We start from the raw sequence: 21691 nt of genomic DNA, 5'->3' as shown, positions 1-21691 counted from the left end.
TTAGGTTATTATTTCACGCCAGTTTCAACAGCTTGGATCGCACGCTGGGCAACAGCACTAGGGATCGAAGTGTAGTTGAGATCGTCATTAAACTGTTGACCGCTAGTCAGCATCCATCTGACCATCGTCTTGATTGCTTTAGCCTTGGCAGGATCTTTCTGGGCTTTAGGGATCAACAACCAAGTCAAACCAGAAATAGGATACCCTTGATTGGAATTAGCATCAAATACACGAAAGTTTTCTGGGAATTGAACGTCGGATAGAGCTTGGTTTGTAGCCTTTAAAGATGGGGCTACATAGTTGCCACTACCATTCTGTACTAAAGCAGATGTAAGTCCATTTTTGAGTGCAACTTCATACTCGACATAACCAATGCCGCCTGGAGTTTGCTTGACTGACGCAGCTACGCCAGGATTACCTTTACCTTTCAAGAAACTAGCTGGCCATTTAGGTTGGACATTAACACCAATAGCAGATTTGAATTCTGGGCTGATGGCACTGAGATGGTTGGTAAAGATAAATGTGGTTCCACTGCCATCAGCTCGAACGGCAGGTTTGATTGCAATGTTTGGTAATGCAATGCCTTTATTAGCTACAGCGATTTGAGGGTCACTCCAGTTAGTGATTTTACCCAAGAAAATGCCGCTCAAAACTTGTCTGGAAAGTTTAAGATTTCTGACTCCAGGTAGGTTGTAAGGTACAGTGACTGCGCCACCAGCAGTAGGAATCATCAGTACGCCGCCCTTAACCTTGGCAATTTCGGCATCGGTCATGGCGGCATCGCTAGCACCAAAATCTACGGTACCAGCGATTGTTTGTCGAACTCCACCACCACTACCAATACTTTGGTAGTTAACCTTTATGTCTGGGTGAGCCTTCCGCATCTCACGGATATATCTTTCATACAAAGGTTGCGGAAAAGTCGCCCCAGCACCACTAAGAGTTACATCGGCTAATGCCACGAATTGAGTACCAAAAACTGATACTGCTACTGCGGCGAGAGTGGTAAGCCGACCGAATTTTTTGGATAACATATTTGAAGCTGTCAGATTTATTTAGAACAGTTAAGGTTGGCTGATTTCAAAGTCACAAGTTCCGACATAAGCGGCACTACTTATTGCTAACTTTTTTGATATCAGAAGCATCTTAGCGCAACCTCAGATGACTATTCATTATTGTTAGATTAACAGTTGGTTAAGCTTTAATTAATTATTAGTTATAACAGTCACAGATCTAACCGATCGTTAGTGCGATTTTGGTACCCAAACCGATACAGAGCCTCCCTGACAGCAGAACTCGCCCCAGCCATCAGCATTGGTCAGAATTGGGGTTGTGATATTTGTCATGAGATCGATGTAGGTGGTATTTGGTTTACCGACATTCATCCATTTCGTTCCGGCTGCGCTATTTGCGATGATGACAGCCATGCTGTCAGGATGCGCGGTATCGCCGAGTCGCGTCCAGCCGACAGTATTGGGATGGTCGAAATAATCATGCTGGATGCCATAAGCGTAGTGGCGACGCGCGTGGAGCAGTCGATCGATCGCCGGACGATGAGACTGAAGTACGATATCATACTGATTGCCATCGCGACCGCGATCGCGATAAGTTGCGCCGTAATAATCACCATAAAACACACAAGGATAACCAGCTTCACGTAGCAAAATCAGCGCGTAAGCGAGGGGTTTGAACCAATTTTCTACTACTGATTCGAGGGCTTGAAGTGGTTGGGAATCGTGATTTTCGACAAATGTTACTGCTAGTGTGGGTTGATGCTGAACTAGGGAGCCATCGAAGATCTGGCGCAGATCGTAACTTTGACCCTGACGACTAGCGACATGAAAATTATTGTGCAAGGGTGCATCAACTAGGTGAATTTTGCCTTCAGTCTGGTTGATAAAATATTCCAGAGCATCGAGTTCATAAGACCAGTATTCACCAACAGTAAATAGATCTTTTTTGGTATGATTATTAAGATGCTTGAGCCAATCATCAAAGAATCTCGGTTCGATATGTTTGACCGCATCTAGACGTAAACCATCGATTTTGGTTGTATCGAGATACCATTCACCCCAGTAGTTTAACTCGCCTAACACTTCAGGATTGTCCATATCGAGATCGCAGCCCATGAGGTAATCAAAATTACCTTTTTCTGTATCGACATGGCGATCGAAGGTCTTATCTTTAATCAGATATACTGCTTGTTGTTGCTGGTTGTGAACGTTGTAATCGATCGCATCAAAGTGCCACCAATGCCATTGCATCGTCGAGTATTTACCTTGTCTGCCAGGAAAGGTAAAATGCGTCCAACCGCTAATAGTTTGCAGGGAATCGATCGGTTGAAACCGATTATTTGGATCGAGGGGAGTTGCTAGAAATTCTTCTTTGGCATCGGCACCCAAACGGTGATTTAACACGATATCGCCATAGATCTGGATACCTGCGGCATGGGCGAGAGCGATCGCTTTTAGATACTCATCCTTGGTACCATACTTAGTCGCGATCGATCCTTTTTGGTCGAATTCACCCAGATCGAACAGATCGTAGACAGCATACCCGACATCATTGCTACCGTTATTCCCCTTGTAGGCAGGTGGCAACCACAGAGCCGTAAATCCAGCCGCAGCAAGTTCCTGAGCATCACGAGCTAGTTGCTGCCACAACCCTCCTGAATGTGAGTACCAATGGAAGTATTGCATCATCACCCCATTAATTGCTGCCACGATCTAGCTCCTAAATGTAAGTTAATGAAGCATTGATATCAAAAAAACTTCAGACTGTCAACAGCAGTTACTAACTCTGGCACCGCCGCCGCCGCCCAATTGCCTTCGCAACTGCGTCCGGTATTCAAAATCAGCCGTAAGGTGTACTCATTGGGGATGCCAGCTACCTGCATCCATACCAGTTGGCTCTCGGCTTCACAGGCGATATTTTCCTCATCCATCAATTCTGCCTGCATCGATCGCATATTAGCGACAAGTTGCGCGAGTAAGCGACAGAAATCAGCTAACTCGTCAGCCGTCAATTCAAATGCCCAATCATCCCCACCGACTAAGCCTTGATATGCACTTTCTGGACGCCAACCGATCCGCCATCCCGCACCAGACTTGAGAACTTTTTGCATAAAATTTGGGAGCTATAACAAGACTAAATTCGGTGCAGCCTCTTGGTATGAGACGATCCAAGCACTACTTCATACTCGATTTTTAAGCAAGCACCCCTCGCAAGGATACTAATTGTGCTTGAACGATTTGATAGTAGATCCAACTACCTCGACGCTCTTTTGACAATAAACCTGCCTCATACATCACCTTGAGATGGTGGCTGACTGTTGGCTGTGAAAGTCCTAGCGATTCTACCAACTCGCAAGCACAAACCTCTTTACTCGGCTGGGCGGCAATTAAACTCAACAACTGGAGGCGTGCTGGTTCGCCCAATACTCGAAACAAAACTGCGGCACTAGCTGCTTCTGTTTCAGTTAGACGACCCGCTAACAAAGGTGGACAACAAAAAATCGGCGGCGTTTTTAAAGATTTCATAAGTTCTATATTGACATAGATCGATTTGAATTGATAAGATATCGACAACTCTCAATATCAACTAGTATCGATATAGTAAGCGATTGTCATTCTGTAATGTCAAGTGCAAGGCTCCGCCAAAGCGTAGCTTCTGCCTTGGCAAAGAGGCTACGCCAACGCATCCGTCAACGCATCTAGGGAGAAATTAGCATGAATGACGAACAACTCAATCGATTCTCCAGGGGAGAGGCTCCGCCATCGAATGGCGAAAAACCAAATCTAAATATCCGTAGATCGCTCACTCTTGAGATATTAGTAGCCCTGACGCTGGGACTTACAGTATCTGCCTGTAGCAAAAGTTCCGAAGTTACATCATCGCCATCAGGTACTGCTTCACCTGCGACATCTGGATCTGCATCCGCAAGTAGTGGGAGTATTGTCTCTGTTAGTGGTGCTGGGGCAACATATCCCGCGCCTCTATACCAACGCTGGTTTGCTGAATACAACAAGGTAAATCCTGGAACTCAAGTTAGTTATCAATCCGTCGGTAGTGGTGCTGGTGTAGAGCAATTTTTGGCGGGTACTGTCGATTTTGGAGCATCAGACGCACCCTTAAAAGCTGACGAACGCGCCAAGTTCAGAACAAAGTTCGGTGGAGAACCACTTCAGGTGCCTATGACTGGTGGGATAATCGTATTTGCATACAATCTCGATGGGGTTAAAGATTTACAACTATCTCGCACAGCCTACTGTGGGATTGCATCAGGTAAAATTACTAAATGGAACGATCCGGCGATCGTCAAAACCAATGCTGGCGCAAAATTACCCAGCGAAGCAATTAAATTCTTCCACCGTTCTGATGGCAGCGGTACCACTTTTCAGTTTACCAATCACCTCAAAGCTGCTTGCCCCGAATGGACAGCGGGTGCTAGTAAATCGGTAGATTGGTCAAAAGGGATGATAGGTGCTAGAGGCAATCAAGGTGTGTCTGAGGAAATCGCCGCATTACCCAATTCGATCGGGTATGTAGAGTACTCTTTTGCCAAGCTAGCTAATCTCTCGATGGCAGCGATCGAAAATAAGTCTGGAAAATCGATCGTTCCATCCCCAGCCGCAGGTGCGGAGGCATTTGTCGGCGAAAAAGTACCTGCCGATCTTGGACTTACGGTGCCAGATTCTACCAACCCAAAGGCTTATCCCATTTCTGGACTAACTTGGCTCCTACTGTACCCACAGCCGAAAGATGCCACCAAGACAACAGCATTAAAAGCAGTCATTGAGTGGGCGTTGACAACAGGGAAGGCTTCAGCCACCGACCTTGGTTATCTACCTCTCGATGATGAATTAGTAGCCAAGGCAAAAGCAGAACTCAACAAAGTTAAATAAGCTTTGTTGACTGTAGAACTTCATCGAGCCAATGGAAACATAACTCCTAAAAAGCATTAACTAGGTTCAACGTAGCTCGATGATTCTAAATATAGAGTCATGTAAATATCAAGATTTAAAACTTCAAAACAGGAGGCAAACAGATGACAGTTCGGGTGGGAATTAATGGATTTGGACGGATTGGGCGACTAGATTTGCGGGCGGCGTGGGATTGGTCAGAATTAGAATTCGTGCATATCAATGAGGTCAAAGGCGGGGCTGAGACAGCCGCGCACTTACTCAAGTTCGATTCTGTCCACGGACGTTGGGCACCAGAAGTAGAGGCTGAGAACGGGAAAGTCACCATCAATGGTAAATCCCTGACTTTTAGCGAACATGCTCAACCTGGAGATGTACCTTGGCAAGATTTGGGTGTGGATCTGGTACTAGAATGCTCCGGTAAATTTAGAACTCCTGAAACCCTCAACCCTTATTTTAAAGGTGGTGTTCGTAAGGTCATCGTAGCGGCTCCGGTGAAGAAAGAAGCCTTAAATATCGTAATGGGGGTAAATGATGGACTTTATGAGCCAGATAAACATCATCTGCTGACCGCCGCTTCTTGTACTACTAATTGCTTGGCTCCGGTTGTGAAGGTAATTAATGAAGGTTTGGGCATCAAACACGGGATGATTACCACCATCCATGACAATACCAACACGCAAACGATCGTCGATGCACCGCATAAAGATTTGCGTCGTGCCAGAGCTACTAGTTTATCGTTGATTCCCACTTCAACCGGATCGGCAACTGCGATCGGTTTAATTTATCCCGAACTCAACGGTAAACTCAATGGTTTAGCAGTGCGGGTGCCATTACTCAATGCTTCGCTGACTGACTGTGTATTTGAAGTAATGCGATCGACCACAGTTGAAGAAGTTAATCAATTACTCAAAACTGCTGCCGAGCAAGCACCGCTTAAAGGTATTCTCGGCTATGAAGAACGTCCGCTAGTATCGATCGATTACAAAGACGACCCCCGCTCGGCAATTATTGACGCGCTCTCCACAATGGTCGTCAATGAGACGCAAGTGAAAATCCTAGCTTGGTACGACAACGAATGGGGCTACGCCAATCGGATGGTCGAACTCGCCCGTAAAGTAGCTCTGAGCCTGAACTAGTAATAGCGATCGTAAGTTGCCCTCTACCCTTATCAGCTCATGGACTCTCCGACAGCTTCCAGTGCCAATTTTAAGAACTATGTACTAGTAACATTAGCCTACTGGGGCTTCACTATCACCGATGGTGCCCTGCGAATGCTGGTGCTGCTCTACTTTTACAACATTGGTTATACCCCCATCCAGATCGCCTCACTGTTCCTGTTCTACGAAGTTTTCGGTGTAGTCACCAACTTTTTTGGCGGTTGGATTGGCTCCCAATTCGGACTGAAGGTGACACTTTACACTGGGATTGGATTACAGATCCTTTCATTAGTGATTTTGTCCTTCCTCGATCCAACTTGGACACAGTGGATTGCCGTCCCGTATGTGATGGTTGCTCAGGCATTTTCAGGAATTGCCAAAGACTTGACCAAGATGAGTTCCAAGAGTGCGATTCGGTTAGTGGTACCTCAAGATGCTCAGTCATCGCTATTCAAATGGGTGGCAGTGCTGACGGGTTCCAAGAACGCGCTTAAAGGGGTGGGCTTCTTTATTGGTGGTGCTTTGCTGACTTCCGTTGGATTCATCAATGCCTTATGGATCATGGCAGGTGGACTGTCATTAATTATGTTCTCTGGGCTATGGCTGCCCAAGGGGATGGGCAAAATCAAGAAAAAGGTCAAATTTAGCCAGCTCTTTTCTAAGAGCCGCGAAATCAATATTCTCTCGGCTGCTCGGTTCTTTTTATTTGGCTCCAGAGATGTCTGGTTTGTGGTGGGTTTGCCAGTATTTTTGCGGGGACAGTTGAACTGGACTTTCGCGCAGGTGGGGGGCTTCTTGGCTTGTTGGGTGATTGGTTACGGCATCATTCAATTTTCAGCACCAGCATTGCTCAAGCGATTTGGATCTGGTCAGCCGCCAGGAGCGAAAACGATCCAATTTTGGACATTTACGCTGGTTGGAGTCCCCGCCGCGATCGCGTTAGCACTCCAACTAAATGTTCCCCCGACTACTGCCGTTGTGGGTGGACTAATTATCTTTGGTGTGGTGTTTGCCTTCAACTCAGCCGTTCACTCTTACCTAGTATTAGCCTTTACCGACGATGACAAGGTGGCGTTGAATGTGGGCTTTTACTACATGGCCAACTCTGGCGGTCGGCTGGCAGGGACGGTATTATCGGGGCTAGTTTATCAGTTTTATGGGCTGGTGGGCTGTCTGTGGACATCAGCATTCTTTGTGCTGGCGGCAGCACTGGTGACGCTGAAATTACCCGATCCTCAGCCCAGTAACGCGATCGCGTGGAAGGCTGGCGACGGCGATTAATTTTGGGAAGTGACTGACATACATAACCCAAGTTGCTATCGATAGAATGCCTACGATTGAAATCGTGGCTAATGTTGCAAAGTCCGCCTACGCGGACTAACTATATCCATCAGTCCGCGTAGGCGGACTTCGTATCACGAACAGCGGTTTCCAACCGCTGGAGTTACACACTTGAAAATCAACAAGGAACCAAACACGATGAACGCAACAGTAAAAAAATTCGCTACAGTATTGGGAATGCTGGCGGTAACAGTCAGTACCACTGCAACAGCTAACACAACCGCCCACAGCCAATTGTTGGCACAGGGGGCTGTGGGAGATCCAGGAAAAGTGACTACACCAGCGATTAAGATTGATGGTTCGAGTACGGTGTATCCGATTACCCAAGCGATCGTCAAGCTATTTGAAGCAGAGCCGCGCAATAAGGGGCAACAAGTTGAAGTTAAAGTCTCCGGTACGACAGGCGGGTTTGAAAAATTCTGCGCTGGTAAAACAGACATCAGTAATGCTTCGCGACCAATTTTGCTAGCCGAGATGGAAACTTGCAAGAAAAATGGGGTGAGATACATGGAGTTTCCGATCGCTTTTGACGCACTGACGATCGCCATCAATCCTCAAAATGACTGGGCAAAAGACATCACCGTTGCCGAATTGAAAAAGCTCTGGGAACCTGCGGCACAGGGCAAAATCCTCCGCTGGAACCAAGTACGCGCTGCTTGGCCCGATCGACCCATCAAGTTATTTGGGGCGGGTGACAAGTCTGGTACTTTTGATTATTTTACCGAAGCAATCGTCGGGAAATCCAAAGCTAGCCGCAAAGACTATACGCCCAGCGAAGATGATGAAGCCTTGGTCGAGGGGATTAGTAAAGATCCCAATGCTTTGGGATATTTTGGGTATGCTTACTACCAAGAAAACCAAAGCAAGTTGAAACTATTAGCAGTCGATAACGGCAAAGGGGCAATATTGCCATCGACCCAAACTGTCGAGAAAAACCAATATCGACCACTTTCTAGACCGTTATTTATTTATGTAAATCTGCGCTCTAGTTCAAATAGACAGTTACTAGGTAAATTTGTAACACTATATATCAATCGAGTCTCTAAAGTGGCTGATGCTGTAGGATACGTTCCGCTGCCAAATGGAGTTAGAGATCTTAATTATGTTAATTTTAATCGTGGTAAAACAGGCACGGTATTTTCTGGTAAAGCCAGGATCGACTCCAAAATTTCGGATTTACTACCAAAGAAACCAGTTTATTAGGTGTTAATTTAGAATAGAGGCAATTCATGAATTGCCTCTATTCTAAAGTTCAAAGATTGCCTCTAGAATAGCTCACGGCAAAGATCTGTAGTTGGGTTAAAGAATGAAAATAGAGCATACCCAATCAAGTTTATTTCATCCCTTAAACGACGTTTTCGTCGGCTCAGTTGCTCTGCAACAGAATCGCTTATCCTGTCACTTACATAAATTAAAATCAATGGAGCAGCAAACTGAACCGATTATCGATAACTTATGGTGGGTAATTCCTGGCAAACTAGCAGGAGTGCGGAAGCCCACAGCAGCCGAATTGCGGGAATTACAAGCAGTGGGAATTGGGGCGATCGTCTCGGTAACGCACGATCGATCTAATCTGGAATTATACGATCGGGAAAATATTCCTCACTTGTGGCTACCGATCCAGATTGCCAGTTCGCCGAGTCGATCGCAAGTCGCAGAATTAATCGATTTTGTAGATCGACATCATCGCCAAGGTGTGGGGACTGCCGTCCATTGCACGGGCGGCTTACATCGAACGGGGACGATGCTGGCTGCCTACCTGATTTTGAATGGATTATCTGATGAAGATGCGATCGTGACGATCTCAACTGCAAACTCACAGGCAGTGCTAGAACTAGCTCAGACAGTCTTTTTACGTTCTCTCTCAGCGGAAAATAGTTAAAAAAACTGCTAATGACCGCAAGTTTAAATTGAGCGACTCGGATTAAAGTCACATGGAAGTTCAAACTGATGGAACCGCAATCGCTCCAATGGATTGCGGCGGACGGGCACCATGCTGGCTGCTTATCTGATTCATGTCAGTTCGTCTTATGAGGCGGCGATGCAGACAATAAATTTGGCAAATCCTCAAGTCGAGTTACGAGCGGCCCAAACTGAATTTTTACGCTCTTTGGCAGGAGTATAAGCAGCCATTTTTTAAAGCATCATCACCAGCTTTGTAGTTAATAAATTGCACGACCCGATGAAGAATTTCGACCATCCACCCAGAATATTATTTTTATATGGCTCATTGCGCGATCGATCCTACAGCCGCTTGGTAGCGGAAGAAGCTGCCCGAATCATTCAAGGGTTTGGCGCAGAGGTAAAGTTCTTCGACCCCCGTGAATTGCCCATCTATGGCAGCGTTCCCGATACTCATCCGAAAGTACAGGAGTTACGCGAATTGAGCCTGTGGTCGGAAGGTCAAGTCTGGTCTAGTCCAGAGCTGCACGGGCAAATTACAGGGATTATGAAAAATCAGCTCGATTGGATTCCCCTCTCAATTGGAGCCGTGCGACCGACTCAAGGTCGGACATTGGCTGTCATGCAGGTGAGCGGGGGTTCGCAATCTTTTAATGCCGTGAATACGATGCGGTTATTGGGGCGGTGGATGCGGATGTTTACCATTCCCAATCAGTCGTCGGTAGCCAAGGCATATCAAGAGTTTCATGAAGATGGCACGATGAAAGATTCGGATTATCGCGATCGAGTGGTGGATGTGATGGAAGAATTGTACAAGTTTACGCTGCTACTCCGAGATAAAGTAGACAATTTGACCGATCGACATAGCGAACGCAAAGCCGCAGCGAATGCCCTCGAAATTCAATCTCAACAGGTATCATGACTTCTACCAGATCGGCACCTCAAAAAAAGCTATCATTCCTAGATCGATTCCTGACGCTCTGGATTTTTCTAGCAATGGCAATCGGCGTAAGCATCGGCTATTTCTATCCAGCCGTCGATAAAGTAATTAATCGATTTCAGGTCGGCGCGACCAATATTCCGATCGCCATCGGGCTGATTTTGATGATGTATCCACCATTGGCAAAGGTGCGCTATGAAGAACTCAGCGATGTTTTTCGCAATGGCAATGTTTTGGCAATCTCCCTGATTCAGAACTGGATCATCGGCCCAATCTTGATGTTTCTGCTGGCGATCGTATTCTTGCGCGACTACCCAGAATATATGGTGGGGTTGATTTTAATCGGGTTGGCGCGGTGTATTGCGATGGTAATCGTATGGAGCGATCTCGCACGGGGGAATACTGAATATACAGCCGGATTAGTGGCTTTTAATAGTATTTTCCAGGTGATTTTTTACAGTCCTTATGCCTGGTTCTTTTTGACTGTATTGCCGCCAATCTTTGGGCTAAAAAGTACTGGTGTAAATGTTAGTATTGCTGAGATAGCCCAGAGTGTGATGATTTATCTGGGTATTCCCTTTTTAGCTGGCTTTTTGACGCGGTTTTTCTTGGTCAAAGCCAAAGGAAAGCAGTGGTATCATGAAATATTTATCCCCAAAATTAGCCCGATTACCCTAATTGCGCTGCTGCTGACGATCGTCGTCATGTTTAGTCTCCAAGGAAATCTGATCGTCCAGATTCCCCTCGATGTGGTGCGAATTGCGGTACCGATGATTATTTACTTTGTCGTGATGTTCTTGATAAGTTTCTATATGGCGTGGCGGATTAAGACAGATTACGATAGAGCCGCTAGTGTGGCGTTTACCGCTGCGGGTAACAATTTTGAATTAGCGATCGCCGTCGCAATTGCTGTGTTTGGGATTAAATCTGGCGTGGCGTTTGCCGCTGTAGTTGGCCCGTTGGTAGAAGTACCAGTGCTAATTGGGCTGGTTAATATTTCGTTCTGGTTACAGCATAAGTTTTTTACTGAGCGCATAGTCTAAATTAAATTTAGACTAGCCTTTAAATTAAATTTAGAGGTTACAGATCGCCATAGTAGGGGCAATTGAACTAGTACTGGGCGGCACAAATAGCCATATGATTAGAGGAGAGATTTCCCAGAAAAAGTAATACAACTTATGCCAAAACTTGAAGCCGTCAAAATCGACTTGAGTGATGCCGAAGCTCAAGAGTTGGAGCAGTTACTGAGACGAACAAGTACACCACAACAGATAGCCTTACGTGCCAAAATAATTCTGCGGGCTGCTACTGGTTCAAGTAATGGAAAGATCGCTGAAGAATTAGGGATTAGCATCGAGATGAGTCGTCGATGGCGGCAGCGGTGGCGGGAATTGTCGAACAGAGAAGTACCAGCGATAGAACGACTTAAAGATGAAGCTCGACCGGGACATCCTGCCACCTTCACAATGGAACAGATTACGCAACTATATGCAATTGCCTGTTCGCCGCCTGAGCAATATGACCGCCCTCTAAGTCACTGGAGTGCGCGAGAGCTAGCTCTGGTGATGGTCGAACAATGTATCGTTGAATCGATTAGCGAACGACATGTCGGGCGATTACTCACTGAAGCAGACATTAAACCATACCAGAGTAACTACTGGTTGAATCCCCCCCCGACCATCAATTCAAACCGAAAGTCGAAGATATCTGTCAAGTCTACGAGCTAGCACAGGCAAGAGCAAGGATGGGAGAAGTTACATTCAGCCTAGACGAAATGACGGGAATTCAAGCTTTAGAACGAACAATGCCAGATCTCCCGATGAAGCCAGGACGGTGTGTAAAAAGAGAATTTGAATACATTCGGCATGGTACTCAGACCTTAATTGCCAGCTTTAATGTTGCCACTGGTACCATCGCCCTTGCCACGGTAGGAGATACACGTACCGAGCAGGACTTGAAGGCTCATGTCAGCCAATTGATTGAGCTTTCGCCCAATGCCGCAAAATACCATCTAGTTATGGACTGTCTTAACACTCATCAATCTGAAGCATTGGTTCGTATTGCCGCAAACCTAGAACCAGTGCCAATTGAATTGGGTTGTAAGGGCAAATCTGGCATTCTGCATTCGATGATTACTCGATCTGAGTTTTTGGCAGATCCTACTCATCGCCTAGTGGTGCATTTCACTCCAAAACATTGCTCGTGGATGAATCAAATTGAAATTTGGTTTAGTATTTTGGTACGGAAGCTGTTACGAAGAGGAAATTTTACCAGTACGGATGCTCTGAAGACTCGGATTTTAGAATTTATAGAATACTTTAATCGCACAATGGCAAAGCCGTTTAAGTGGACTTACAAAGGAAAGCCATTGTGTAGTTGAAATACGTCTTTATTTATGCTGCTCAGTACTAGTACCTACGCAGCGTAAGCGGCAGGTACTAGTTCACTGAATTGTCCTTACTATTTTGACAATCACTCGATGCTCTATTCTCCCAAGATTTCTGGCTGAGTGAGTTCGTCAGACATCTCGATAATAGCCCGCATCACAGGCTTGATGGAAGGATCGTCAATGTTATCAGATTCATACCGATGGCGTTTTTTAGCACGGTTGGCTACTTGAACGGTAATTTTGTAACGATTAGAAGCTGCGCCAATCAGTTCCTCAGCTCGATAAGCAATCTGAATCGAGTCAAAGTGAGAATGCGAACGACGTTGAATCATATTTGCTCCTAATACAGTTCTATTATCTTCTAGTGTACTCGACCGATCGGTAATTGCGTTGAGAGTCGATCCATCATTCACCATTCACCACCCACCATCCACCATCCACCATCCGTCAGGTAGCAAGATCCCACCGCAGCGGTGAATTCGCTCCGCGCTCATGAAATATACCCAAGCACAGCAGCCCGAATTTCCATTGAGTGTATAAGTGGTGACTAATTCACGGTTATAATCATTCTCAACTGGTTGCCGTTGCGGATCGTAGTCTTCGAGTTCGTCCAATGCTTGTAAGATCCGATCGTCCCTAAATGCCAGCACAAATCCATGTACTTTGTGGCTGCCATGAATTGCTGCTGGATAGCCGCATGAGGGCAAATCGTATAAATCCCCATAAATGTACGCGCGATGGCTAGTAAGTACCTGCTTGCCACAATAGCGATCGAAATTAGCCGCTCCAGGTTTGAGCGTACCGTAGACAAAAACACGTAGATCTTCAGTCATCATTGCTATGTGTACCCCACCACCCATCACTCCCCATCCCTGAATTCCTACTCCCATGACGACAACTACCAACCACAGCCAGTCAATGCAAGTGCCAAAATTGGTGGCAGATCACCTGCGGTGGATGGTTGTCTTGGCGCAATTGCGCGAACTTGGGGGGACGGAGCATCGCTATCCCGTCAAGCAATTGGTAACCGATCTCCAGTTGAGTAGCTTGTTTGCCAAACCAAGTGGTGAAATAGAGCGCGAACCAGTGGTGGGAATTAGTAAGAAAGCTTGGGAGATCTGGTTTTGCGGGAAATCGGTAGAAAAGGGTGAAAGTCCGCTCAATTCTATTTATCAGTGTCGCAGTTTTTATGGTTTGGATGCACCAAATAACTTATTGCAACGATTGAATAAACTGCTAGATCTGGCAACCCTGCGCCACAAAACGCTCGAACCTGAAGCCAGACGCGGCAAGAAGGATAGTAAGTACGATCGCTATCTCGAACAGTGGGGGGACTATGCACTCGCATTAGTTGCATTTAATGGTGGGTGGGAGCAGTTTAGCTCTCGCACGAGTTTGGCACAAATTCAAGATCTGTGGGTAGGTATCCAGCCACCACAAGTAGGGATGACGGGAGCAGATCGTGAGTCATTGATTCAGCGGATTATTTATCTCGATCGCGATCGCTATGTGCAGATTGTGACGACAGCTATTAGTTCATTATATCCGTTGTGGTTTTTCAAATCGCAGGAGCGCAAAGAATTACTCGATCGGATTGCCGCTCGGGATCGGGGGCTAAAAAAAGCGTTACCCAAGCGAGATTTATATATCGATGTCAATACTCAAATCGGACAAATGGCGGGATTACCTTATCCATTTGGCGTTGCTGATGAGCTGCTGGCTTATTGTTGGGATGTAGAGATTGGCGATGTCAGCAGTCATTTGGGTGAGTCGGCATGGTGTCCGATTGCGATTCAATCGATCGCTAGAGAGCTGCAAAATGAGTATTGGAGTCCACCTTTATTATTTACGATGTGGGGGGATGAGTTTCCATTACCCGATGATGATAAACACAATTATTCGATTCCCTTGATCGCCCTTACCCAAGGCGGCAATCAGTTCGGTGAAATGTATCAGCGGATCGCCATTGAGGAGCAACCACTTACAGATCTGAGGATCGGGGTGGAAGCCCATACTTATGGTGAAAAGATCCTCGACAAGCTCGCAACTGAGCAGGTAAAGATCGGTATTCAATCTTACTATAGCCGTACCCAACTCCTCACCGAACAGGTGGATGTCGATCTGATTGCTAGTTATTTCCCAGTTAGTTTGGCATTGCACATCAACCCAAATTACCACCAACTTAGTACGGCAGATTTGTATCAAAAATGGGGAAAAGTCGGGAATGCCTTTAACTATAATTGTCCCCAATTAGTTTTAGCTGGTGGCTTATTTTTAGCCAGACAAGCAAAAACTACAGATCTGATGATCGACTTAGGGATTTACTTGCATACTGTCGAGTTATTAATTCGTCATCTCCGTCCAGAATGGGACTCGATCGAGCGTTATTTTCCGCATTTGGCTAGCAATGATATTACCACCAAACAAGCGGCTGCACAGGCGATTAGGGAGGCTTGTCAGGTAGTCGCCAAAAAGAGTAAATTGGTCAAAGGTGGCGATCTGGTAGCTGCAAATGCGATCGCCCAAATCTTGAGTCAAATTGCGATCGAGATGGTGACAGCTTTAATCCCGAAAACTAGCCCCGAATATCCACAATGTGTAGAGCAGATCGATGATTGGGGGTGGGCAAAGTTATTGGAATCAGTGCAGTTTACATCAGTATATATTGCCTGTGAGTTATTTACAGGGTGATCGATCGGGGTATAATTAAATAGCCCCGATTTCTGGAAGAAATCGAGGCTGTTGATTAGGATTGAGCTGCTTGGTAAAGTCGATTTAAATTTCGTAAGCCTAAGCCGCTGCCCACCCTACTGGGACTGTTAAATCAGATTGAGTTATCTGTTAAAGTCTTAGATTATACTAATTCTTTGACACTGACAGCAAAAGGACAGATTACCGACTCGCGATCGAGTTTATCTGTCAAAGTAGTCTCATCACGATAATGTCGCGGTGTTGCCATCAGTAACCGCCAAGCTTCACCAACAGGAATCAGATTGTAAGAATCCGGGTAGTGAGCTTGCAACAACTCTTGGACAAGTGGATAGTAATCAGAATTGATGCTTGGAAATAAATGATGTTCGGTGTGATAGGAAAAATTGAAGTGCAACAGATCGAAAATCTTGGGCATTCGTAACGACACACTATTGACTAATGGATCGTTAACATCAGTCATCGGGCACAAAAAATGGTTGGTGTAAATATAAAACATTACCCCTGCATAACCAAGTCCTAATGGTAAAATATACGCCAGTAAAATTGCGATAATACTAAACTTGAGATAGGCTAAGATACCCAAATGAATTAAGCTAATTGCTACTAACTCGATCGCGATCGTCTGACGTTTGCGGGGGCTGACGACAACCGGAGCCGGAACATAATCAACATCATCGCGATTGAATAACAAAATTGAAGTAATGTGGCGAAAAGTATGCACTACCCACGATGTCGCCATCCCCAAAACCAAGAGAGCATAGTTGACACCTGAAGATGGTACGAACAGATTTTGAATCCACTTCCCCCAGGTATCATTTTGCCCGACGAGGTACATCCGATCGGGATCGCCGATCGCATTGGTTTCGGTATGATGTTTGTGATTGTGGACGGATTTCCAGAGCGTTGGTGGCATCCATAACAGAGCCAATGCCAAGAAGCTGAGTACGTATCGCCAGCGGGGCTGCTCGACGGTGCTACCGTGCATCATGTCATGCGCGGCAAATAGGCAAATTACAATGCTATTGCCCATGATGAGACTCAATGGGAGATACAGCCACAGCCAACCGAGATCCCACCGATCCAAATCGCGCGCGATCGTCCAACCAAGCCCTAAAATGAGGAGATTGATGGCGAGAATAAATAACTTATTGGCATTGGGTTTAAAAGCTGCTGCGGGAAGTAAGGGGCGGATAACTTTGAGATATTCAGTCTGACTAATCATTAATTTGAGAGGATGTGTGCTTGGAATACTGTGGTAAAAATTGGCTTGACGCTAACGGCAGTATCCAAGTTGCGCTACATTCTAGCTTAACGAAAAACAGGGGTTGAAATCCTCCACCTAATGGTGGATTATTGTTAGGGTGCGATCAAGATCGCTATTGGCAGGAGATCCGTCTAGTATCCTCACAACTTAATTATCAATTATCAATTAATTTAATTAGCGATCGCGAGATCTCCGCCGCTCGATCTCCCGTTGCAATTCTTCGATCTCGCGGCGTAGGCGTTCGGCTTCACTTGTCGCTGGAGTAGTACTGACTACTTCGACAGCAACTCGCGGATAGTTACCCCGACGAATATCGCGATACTCGATCGATTCCGTCCACTCTTGGAGATAGTGAATGCGTTCAGCGGGAAAAGGATGACTGAGCATCCCATTTACGCCAATATACATCAAGGCTTTATAAATCTGATTGAGTCCATCTTCATCCAAACTCCGATAACTTTCAGATTGTTTGATAAATTCTTCGAGACTACATTCATCACCAAATCGCTTGCTACCACCCGCTATTTTCATCATCGTTGTCATCACTGTGCGGGGATTTTCCATCACTAGTAGTGCCGCGCGATCGGATGACAATTCAGCTTTGCGCCGCCATTCATAGAAAGCAACGATCAATCCATTGCTCACAATATTTCCCAGCCCGAATGTCATTTCTCCGAGCGCGGAAGCGGCACTCATCACCCACGTTCCCATTTGGATCAAGATCGTATGTCCGCACTTAATATGTCCCAATTCATGTGCTATGACAGTTTTGATTTCATCATCATTTAAGAGATCCAGTAGTCCGGTATTGATGACAATGTAGGGATGCTCTTGTCCCATCGCATAAGCATTGACTTGGGGATTCTGACTGACAAACAAAGTTGGCTCGGGGTAGATATCTAGATCGCGAACGCATTCTCGAAACATGCCATAAATGGACGCATATTGTCTCGGGCCTGCTTGAATACTATTGCCCATTAGGTATACTAGTTGAGGACGCTCGTAGATAAATTCCACGAATTTACTCGCCACTAGATTGAAGCCAGGAATGCTCCGCAGAGCTTGTTCGGCTTGAAGATCGAGGGGATGTTTGAAAGCTTCGCTCGAAATACCTGGATAAGTAGCCATGTGAATTATAAAATGTGGTGATAAATTGGGCGATTGGTAGGTTGGATGGGAATACTTACTACTACTATACTGAGGTATATTGACAGACGACAATTGCGATGATTTGGTCGAAACCTTGCCATCGGTCGATCGAACTACCACAACGCAGAATATTGTTAAGATCGTTGGCGTAGCCGCGCTCGCTGGCGGTAGTCGAACTTTACCAAGACTCGTTCGATCGATCGAGTCGTTGGCGTAGCATCTGGAAACAAGCATCGCGGGTAAATGTATGAATCAAAATTTAGTTGATAAATTACTCTTAGATCTCAAAAATAGCGATCCGAATATTCGCGAACGCGCTACTCGTCAACTCTGGAGCATCTGGTTCTGGCAAAAAGGTAAAATTCCACTCGAACAAATTGAAGAAAGCGAGCGATTATTGTCTGAAGGTGATGTCGATGCCGCTACATCGATCTTAGACGATCTCGTTGATGCGGTGCCAGATTTTGCAGAAGCGTGGAATCGGCGGGCGGTACTGAAGTTCATGACTCAAAGCTACGATCGCGCGATCGATGATTGTGAGATGGTGTTAACGCTCAATCCAGTTCATTTCGGGGCGTTGCACGGTTTGGGCTTGTGTCACGCCGCACTCGGCAATTATACTGACGCCATTAGGGCGTTTCGCTCCGCGCTAGAGATCCAACCCCACGCGATCGAAAATCAACGTCTGATCTTGGAATGCACAGCTAGGTTGAGTTAAACAGAGTTGATATCCTCAGTGATGAAGGTAAGATCTTGGTGGGTGGTGTTGTGTGCCGTTGGGATCTGTTGGGGCTGGTTGTCTCACCAGCCTATTTTGGCAAATCTGACACCCACCATTTCGGCTGTACCGCTGGTGGTTGCGGCAGCGAATGACAATTTAGACCAAAAAATCAGTAGTAGCAGTCAGAATGATAACTATCGCCCAAATGGTGAATGGATTGGAAGACTAATACTTCCCAGTCAGAAGGAAATTAAACAATCAACTTTAACCGATTGGGCGTGGGTGGAAATCAAACATGCACCTGAGCAAAATCGAGCATTAATCGATCGCGCGTTGCGCCTGACATGGCAACCTCAAGCTCAGATCCAGTCAGATATCCGCCAGGTAACTACAGATGTCCAGTTTACAGCAGGGACGATCGCCAGTCAAAAGCAAGGCAATATTCACCCCCACAGGCTAAATGGGAGATCGGCTGTCGGGGCACTTGAGTCGTTAGCAGGTGCGAGACCTGTGGATGATGTTTTGGTAAGATTGACTGGGGTAAATATCGATACTGAAACTGGCTCACAGAGTCCAATTTTGACGATCGATCGCGAACCAATTCAAATTACTGGTACCTTAACTGGATTAGTGAAGATGCTCGGTGCCGATCATCTTCGGCAACCAGCTTGTACGGATGCTAAATTCTGCCCTCATGAGTATTTTCAAGTCCAGCATTACAATTTAACTACTGAGAATTTTGATGGCGAAGTCGAATTGATTCGGATACCGCAGGTGCCCGCCAAAAAGTCGGGGCTATTGGCTAGTACGAATCGGGATTTGGAGCGATCTCCCTCAGGGAGCCAGGGCTGGTACATCTATGGAGATCGAGATCCGCAGGGTTTATTTACAGTTGCGGCACTTCAACCGCGCTCTTTATTGGCACTGACACCGCAGCGAGAGATTGTCGATATTGATGCCAAATTTGATTATCTCGATCGCCAGCATTGGCAAAATACGCCTCAAAATAAAGGAAAATTATCACAAGTCAAATTCGTGGGTATGTCTACTCAGACTCATCCAGCAACATTGGGAACTAGAGCATTAGTCATCCATTCATTCGGTGGCATTGGTGGTAAAACGGGCGATCCTGCCGACATCTGGCAAACTATTACCGGACATTTTGCCTATGGGATGGCGACAGTGACGCGATCGACATTTACTGGCGCGCCAGAGTGGCAGGTAGCATACAATCAGGTGTATGCTCACAATCCCGATGGTATCATTGCCGGAAAACAAGATTGGGCGACGTATCTAGGACATCTCCAGCGGGGCTGGTTGGCGACTCGCCCAGTTGCGGATCTCTTAATCAGTTATCCACCTGTAACGGTAGATTATGATTTTGGCGGTATCAAAATCTCACCCCTGACTGAATTACAGCGACAATTAACTATTTTTGCAGCGCGTTACCGCACTGGCGACGGTACGGGAGCTGCTAGTGTGACACCTGCGACTTCTTGTGTGCAAGATGCCAATCAAGCTTTATACATCACGATTCGGCAATTAAACCGTAAAGTTATCACACAGCCTGCAATTCAAGCCTGGATCGATACTCATCCCCAGCATCCTCAAACCCTCAGATTTCGAGAGCTACAATCTTTGGGAGCAGAGCTAGAAACTACCCTCGCCCCACTGGGAATAGTTCGCCAAGATTGGCAACAAAATGCAGCGAAACTAGCAGGGATTCAGTCGAGCCAGGGGTTTGTAAGTAGTAACAATCCGATCGCGGGATTGGTAAGTTGGCGGACAATGTTACCACGCGGTGCTCAGGATGGGATTGCCAAAATTTTTACCCAGCGGGGGGCAACGATTTGGTTTTTAAATACCTATCAGGTGGGTGGTATAAATCCAGATATTTTTCCGATCGCGCCAACTATTTTATTCGGACAAATACCCATTTTAGCGACGTTAATCGTGAGAATCTGGGCGGGAATAGTCACACTCCCAAGTCTATCGGGATGGTTATTGGGATTGGGATTACTAATCGGTTATGCAGTATTTGCGCTGGCGATCGGATTTAGATCGGGATTTCTAACACTCAATCATTTATCATCAACTTCAAGGCTAGGATTTTGGCAGCATATTCGATCGTGGTTTGCACTATTCTTGATGCCTGCATTAGTAGAAGAGTTGATATTTAGACTATTATTAATACCACACCCGATCGAGACAGCCTCACCATTACATATTTATGTAACGTCACTGATATCCTTGATTTTATTCGTCAGCTATCATCCATTTAATGCTCGAACATTTTACAAATTAGGCAATCCCACATTTATGAACTGGAGATTCCTAACCTTGACAGGTTTGTTGGGTGGAGTTTGTACGATCGCTTATTTAGCCACTGGCTCGATTTGGAGTGCAGTAGTCATTCACTGGCTAGTAGTCGGAGTTTGGCTCAAGTTTCTCGGCGGAGCGCAACGGCTGGAGACATCGCGCGTCCCACCGTCGATGGCACATTGGCTGTAAGATGAAGTCGCTCTAGTTGAATAGTCAGCCAGGGATTACCTAAATTAACTGCAAAAAAAGGACTCTCACTCGGAATGCTCAACTGAAACGGCGTCCATTGGACTCCAGTTTCAACATCACCGCGAAACGATAAAATATCTCGCTCTAAGCTACCAAAGACATCACCACTGATTTTGAGCTTTCCCCAGAATGAGAGTGGTAATGTAGTCGAAGAGCGATCGACTCGACACAGCGATTTATCACCTTGCGAAACCGTAATATCTCGATCGCTCCAGCTAAAATCAGCTAGCTCTTTTGGCAGTCCCCAGATATTTCTACCTCCCGCCACTGACACGGGATTGTCTACATAAATATGCGAAATCCACGCGCCCAGTTTGCCCCGATAACGGACTAGAGCCGGAGCGACAATCAATTCATGATATTGGAGTGTCGAATTAGGCTCGTAGATAGACAAGTATAGGCTTCCCACTGTTTTGCTCGGGAGCACGGGGACGATCTCAAAATCTCCAGGTACAAATTGTCTGGCGATGGCGAGATCGAGCAGATGAAAAGATTGCAATGCGGTACCATAAAGCTGCCAGGGAGCTGCGGGATAGAACATAGTTGTGCGATCGGCAGAGTGTCTCTATTTTTGAGTATGACACGGAAATTAATTGGCGGGGAAGTTGCCCAAAATCGCC

At 46.0% G+C, this 21691-nt stretch carries 22 protein-coding genes; 13 read left to right on the top strand and 9 right to left on the bottom strand.

Annotated features, from left to right (window positions below; genetic code table 11):
* Positions 1-8: 8 nt before the first annotated feature.
* The 4 genes from pstS (ACEW9I_RS23140) to ACEW9I_RS23125 form a co-directional block, all read right to left on the bottom strand.
* A complete protein-coding gene (pstS, locus tag ACEW9I_RS23140) occupies positions 9-1034 on the bottom strand; it encodes a phosphate ABC transporter substrate-binding protein PstS (RefSeq protein WP_373542683.1) in 1026 nt (341 codons plus the stop codon).
* A gap of 210 nt (positions 1035-1244) precedes the next feature.
* Positions 1245-2723 (bottom strand): alpha-amylase, encoded by a 1479-nt coding sequence (locus tag ACEW9I_RS23135; protein WP_373542682.1) that lies wholly within the window; start codon positions 2721-2723, stop codon positions 1245-1247.
* 38 nt (positions 2724-2761) lie between these two features.
* Positions 2762-3124 carry a DUF1818 family protein gene (locus tag ACEW9I_RS23130; protein ID WP_373542681.1) on the bottom strand — a complete coding sequence of 121 codons (363 nt, stop codon included), beginning with the start codon at positions 3122-3124 and terminating at the stop codon, positions 2762-2764.
* Between the two features lie 82 nt (positions 3125-3206).
* Positions 3207-3539, bottom strand: a complete 333-nt coding sequence (locus tag ACEW9I_RS23125; RefSeq protein ID WP_373542680.1) for an ArsR/SmtB family transcription factor — start codon at positions 3537-3539, stop codon at positions 3207-3209.
* A gap of 189 nt (positions 3540-3728) precedes the next feature.
* Between ACEW9I_RS23125 and pstS (ACEW9I_RS23120) the strand changes: the two genes are divergently transcribed.
* The 10 genes from pstS (ACEW9I_RS23120) to ACEW9I_RS23075 all read left to right on the top strand — a co-directional run bounded on the left by pstS (ACEW9I_RS23120) (position 3729) and on the right by ACEW9I_RS23075 (position 12645).
* Positions 3729-4904 (top strand): phosphate ABC transporter substrate-binding protein PstS, encoded by a 1176-nt coding sequence (pstS, locus tag ACEW9I_RS23120; protein WP_373542679.1) that lies wholly within the window; start codon positions 3729-3731, stop codon positions 4902-4904.
* Between the two features lie 143 nt (positions 4905-5047).
* Complete coding sequence (locus ACEW9I_RS23115) at positions 5048-6061, top strand: ArsJ-associated glyceraldehyde-3-phosphate dehydrogenase (protein ID WP_373542678.1); 1014 nt, start codon at positions 5048-5050, stop codon at positions 6059-6061.
* A 39-nt stretch (positions 6062-6100) separates the two neighbouring features.
* The gene (gene arsJ / locus ACEW9I_RS23110) at positions 6101-7363 is read left to right on the top strand and encodes an organoarsenical effux MFS transporter ArsJ (RefSeq protein WP_373542677.1); all 1263 of its coding nucleotides are present in this window, start codon (positions 6101-6103) and stop codon (positions 7361-7363) included.
* Between the two features lie 198 nt (positions 7364-7561).
* Entirely contained in the window at positions 7562-8626 is a 1065-nt protein-coding gene (locus ACEW9I_RS23105; protein WP_373542676.1) for a PstS family phosphate ABC transporter substrate-binding protein, read from the top strand.
* A gap of 217 nt (positions 8627-8843) precedes the next feature.
* Positions 8844-9305 (top strand): dual specificity protein phosphatase family protein, encoded by a 462-nt coding sequence (locus ACEW9I_RS23100; RefSeq protein WP_373542675.1) that lies wholly within the window; start codon positions 8844-8846, stop codon positions 9303-9305.
* Positions 9306-9416: 111 nt separating this feature from the next.
* Entirely contained in the window at positions 9417-9548 is a 132-nt protein-coding gene (locus ACEW9I_RS23095; RefSeq protein WP_373542674.1) for a hypothetical protein, read from the top strand.
* Between the two features lie 57 nt (positions 9549-9605).
* Positions 9606-10247, top strand: coding sequence for an arsenical resistance protein ArsH (gene arsH, locus ACEW9I_RS23090; protein WP_373542673.1), 642 nt, complete (start codon positions 9606-9608; stop codon positions 10245-10247).
* Complete coding sequence (gene arsB, locus ACEW9I_RS23085; RefSeq protein ID WP_373542672.1) at positions 10244-11308, top strand: ACR3 family arsenite efflux transporter; 1065 nt, start codon at positions 10244-10246, stop codon at positions 11306-11308. The genes arsH and arsB overlap by 4 nt, the downstream gene beginning before the upstream one ends.
* A gap of 135 nt (positions 11309-11443) precedes the next feature.
* Complete coding sequence (locus ACEW9I_RS23080; RefSeq protein ID WP_373542671.1) at positions 11444-11992, top strand: transposase; 549 nt, start codon at positions 11444-11446, stop codon at positions 11990-11992.
* 17 nt (positions 11993-12009) lie between these two features.
* Positions 12010-12645 carry a transposase gene (locus ACEW9I_RS23075; RefSeq protein WP_373542670.1) on the top strand — a complete coding sequence of 212 codons (636 nt, stop codon included), beginning with the start codon at positions 12010-12012 and terminating at the stop codon, positions 12643-12645.
* A gap of 104 nt (positions 12646-12749) precedes the next feature.
* On the opposite strand, the gene ACEW9I_RS23070 is transcribed toward ACEW9I_RS23075, so the two are convergent.
* Positions 12750-12986: a DNA-directed RNA polymerase subunit omega gene (locus ACEW9I_RS23070; protein ID WP_373542669.1), complete on the bottom strand. Its 237-nt coding sequence runs from the start codon at positions 12984-12986 to the stop codon at positions 12750-12752.
* Positions 12987-13070: 84 nt separating this feature from the next.
* Positions 13071-13544, bottom strand: a complete 474-nt coding sequence (locus ACEW9I_RS23065) for a gamma-glutamylcyclotransferase (RefSeq protein WP_373542668.1) — start codon at positions 13542-13544, stop codon at positions 13071-13073.
* Here ACEW9I_RS23065 and ACEW9I_RS23060 point away from each other — a divergent pair.
* Positions 13543-15345, top strand: coding sequence for a hypothetical protein (locus ACEW9I_RS23060; RefSeq protein ID WP_373542667.1), 1803 nt, complete (start codon positions 13543-13545; stop codon positions 15343-15345). The two genes, ACEW9I_RS23065 and ACEW9I_RS23060, sit on opposite strands and share 2 nt — an antisense overlap.
* A 163-nt stretch (positions 15346-15508) precedes the next feature.
* On the opposite strand, the gene ACEW9I_RS23055 is transcribed toward ACEW9I_RS23060, so the two are convergent.
* Both ACEW9I_RS23055 and ACEW9I_RS23050 read right to left on the bottom strand, forming a co-directional pair.
* Positions 15509-16588: a fatty acid desaturase gene (locus ACEW9I_RS23055; RefSeq protein ID WP_373542666.1), complete on the bottom strand. Its 1080-nt coding sequence runs from the start codon at positions 16586-16588 to the stop codon at positions 15509-15511.
* A 216-nt stretch (positions 16589-16804) separates the two neighbouring features.
* The gene (locus tag ACEW9I_RS23050) at positions 16805-17758 is read right to left on the bottom strand and encodes a M48 family metallopeptidase (protein ID WP_373542696.1); all 954 of its coding nucleotides are present in this window, start codon (positions 17756-17758) and stop codon (positions 16805-16807) included.
* Between the two features lie 268 nt (positions 17759-18026).
* Here ACEW9I_RS23050 and ACEW9I_RS23045 point away from each other — a divergent pair, with 268 nt between their 5' ends.
* Positions 18027-18497 carry a tetratricopeptide repeat protein gene (locus ACEW9I_RS23045; RefSeq protein ID WP_373542665.1) on the top strand — a complete coding sequence of 157 codons (471 nt, stop codon included), beginning with the start codon at positions 18027-18029 and terminating at the stop codon, positions 18495-18497.
* A gap of 21 nt (positions 18498-18518) precedes the next feature.
* Positions 18519-21011 (top strand): type II CAAX prenyl endopeptidase Rce1 family protein, encoded by a 2493-nt coding sequence (locus ACEW9I_RS23040; RefSeq protein WP_373542664.1) that lies wholly within the window; start codon positions 18519-18521, stop codon positions 21009-21011.
* Here ACEW9I_RS23040 and ACEW9I_RS23035 read toward each other — a convergent pair.
* A complete protein-coding gene (locus ACEW9I_RS23035) occupies positions 20941-21612 on the bottom strand; it encodes an acetoacetate decarboxylase family protein (RefSeq protein ID WP_373542663.1) in 672 nt (223 codons plus the stop codon). The two genes, ACEW9I_RS23040 and ACEW9I_RS23035, sit on opposite strands and share 71 nt — an antisense overlap.
* Between the last annotated feature and the right edge of the window lie 79 nt (positions 21613-21691).

The organism is Chamaesiphon sp. (genome assembly GCF_041738855.1).
Lineage (GTDB): Bacteria > Cyanobacteriota > Cyanobacteriia > Cyanobacteriales > Chamaesiphonaceae > Chamaesiphon.
The sequence above is the reverse complement of the archived record's forward strand: the minus strand, read 5'-3'. Positions and strand labels throughout refer to the sequence as shown.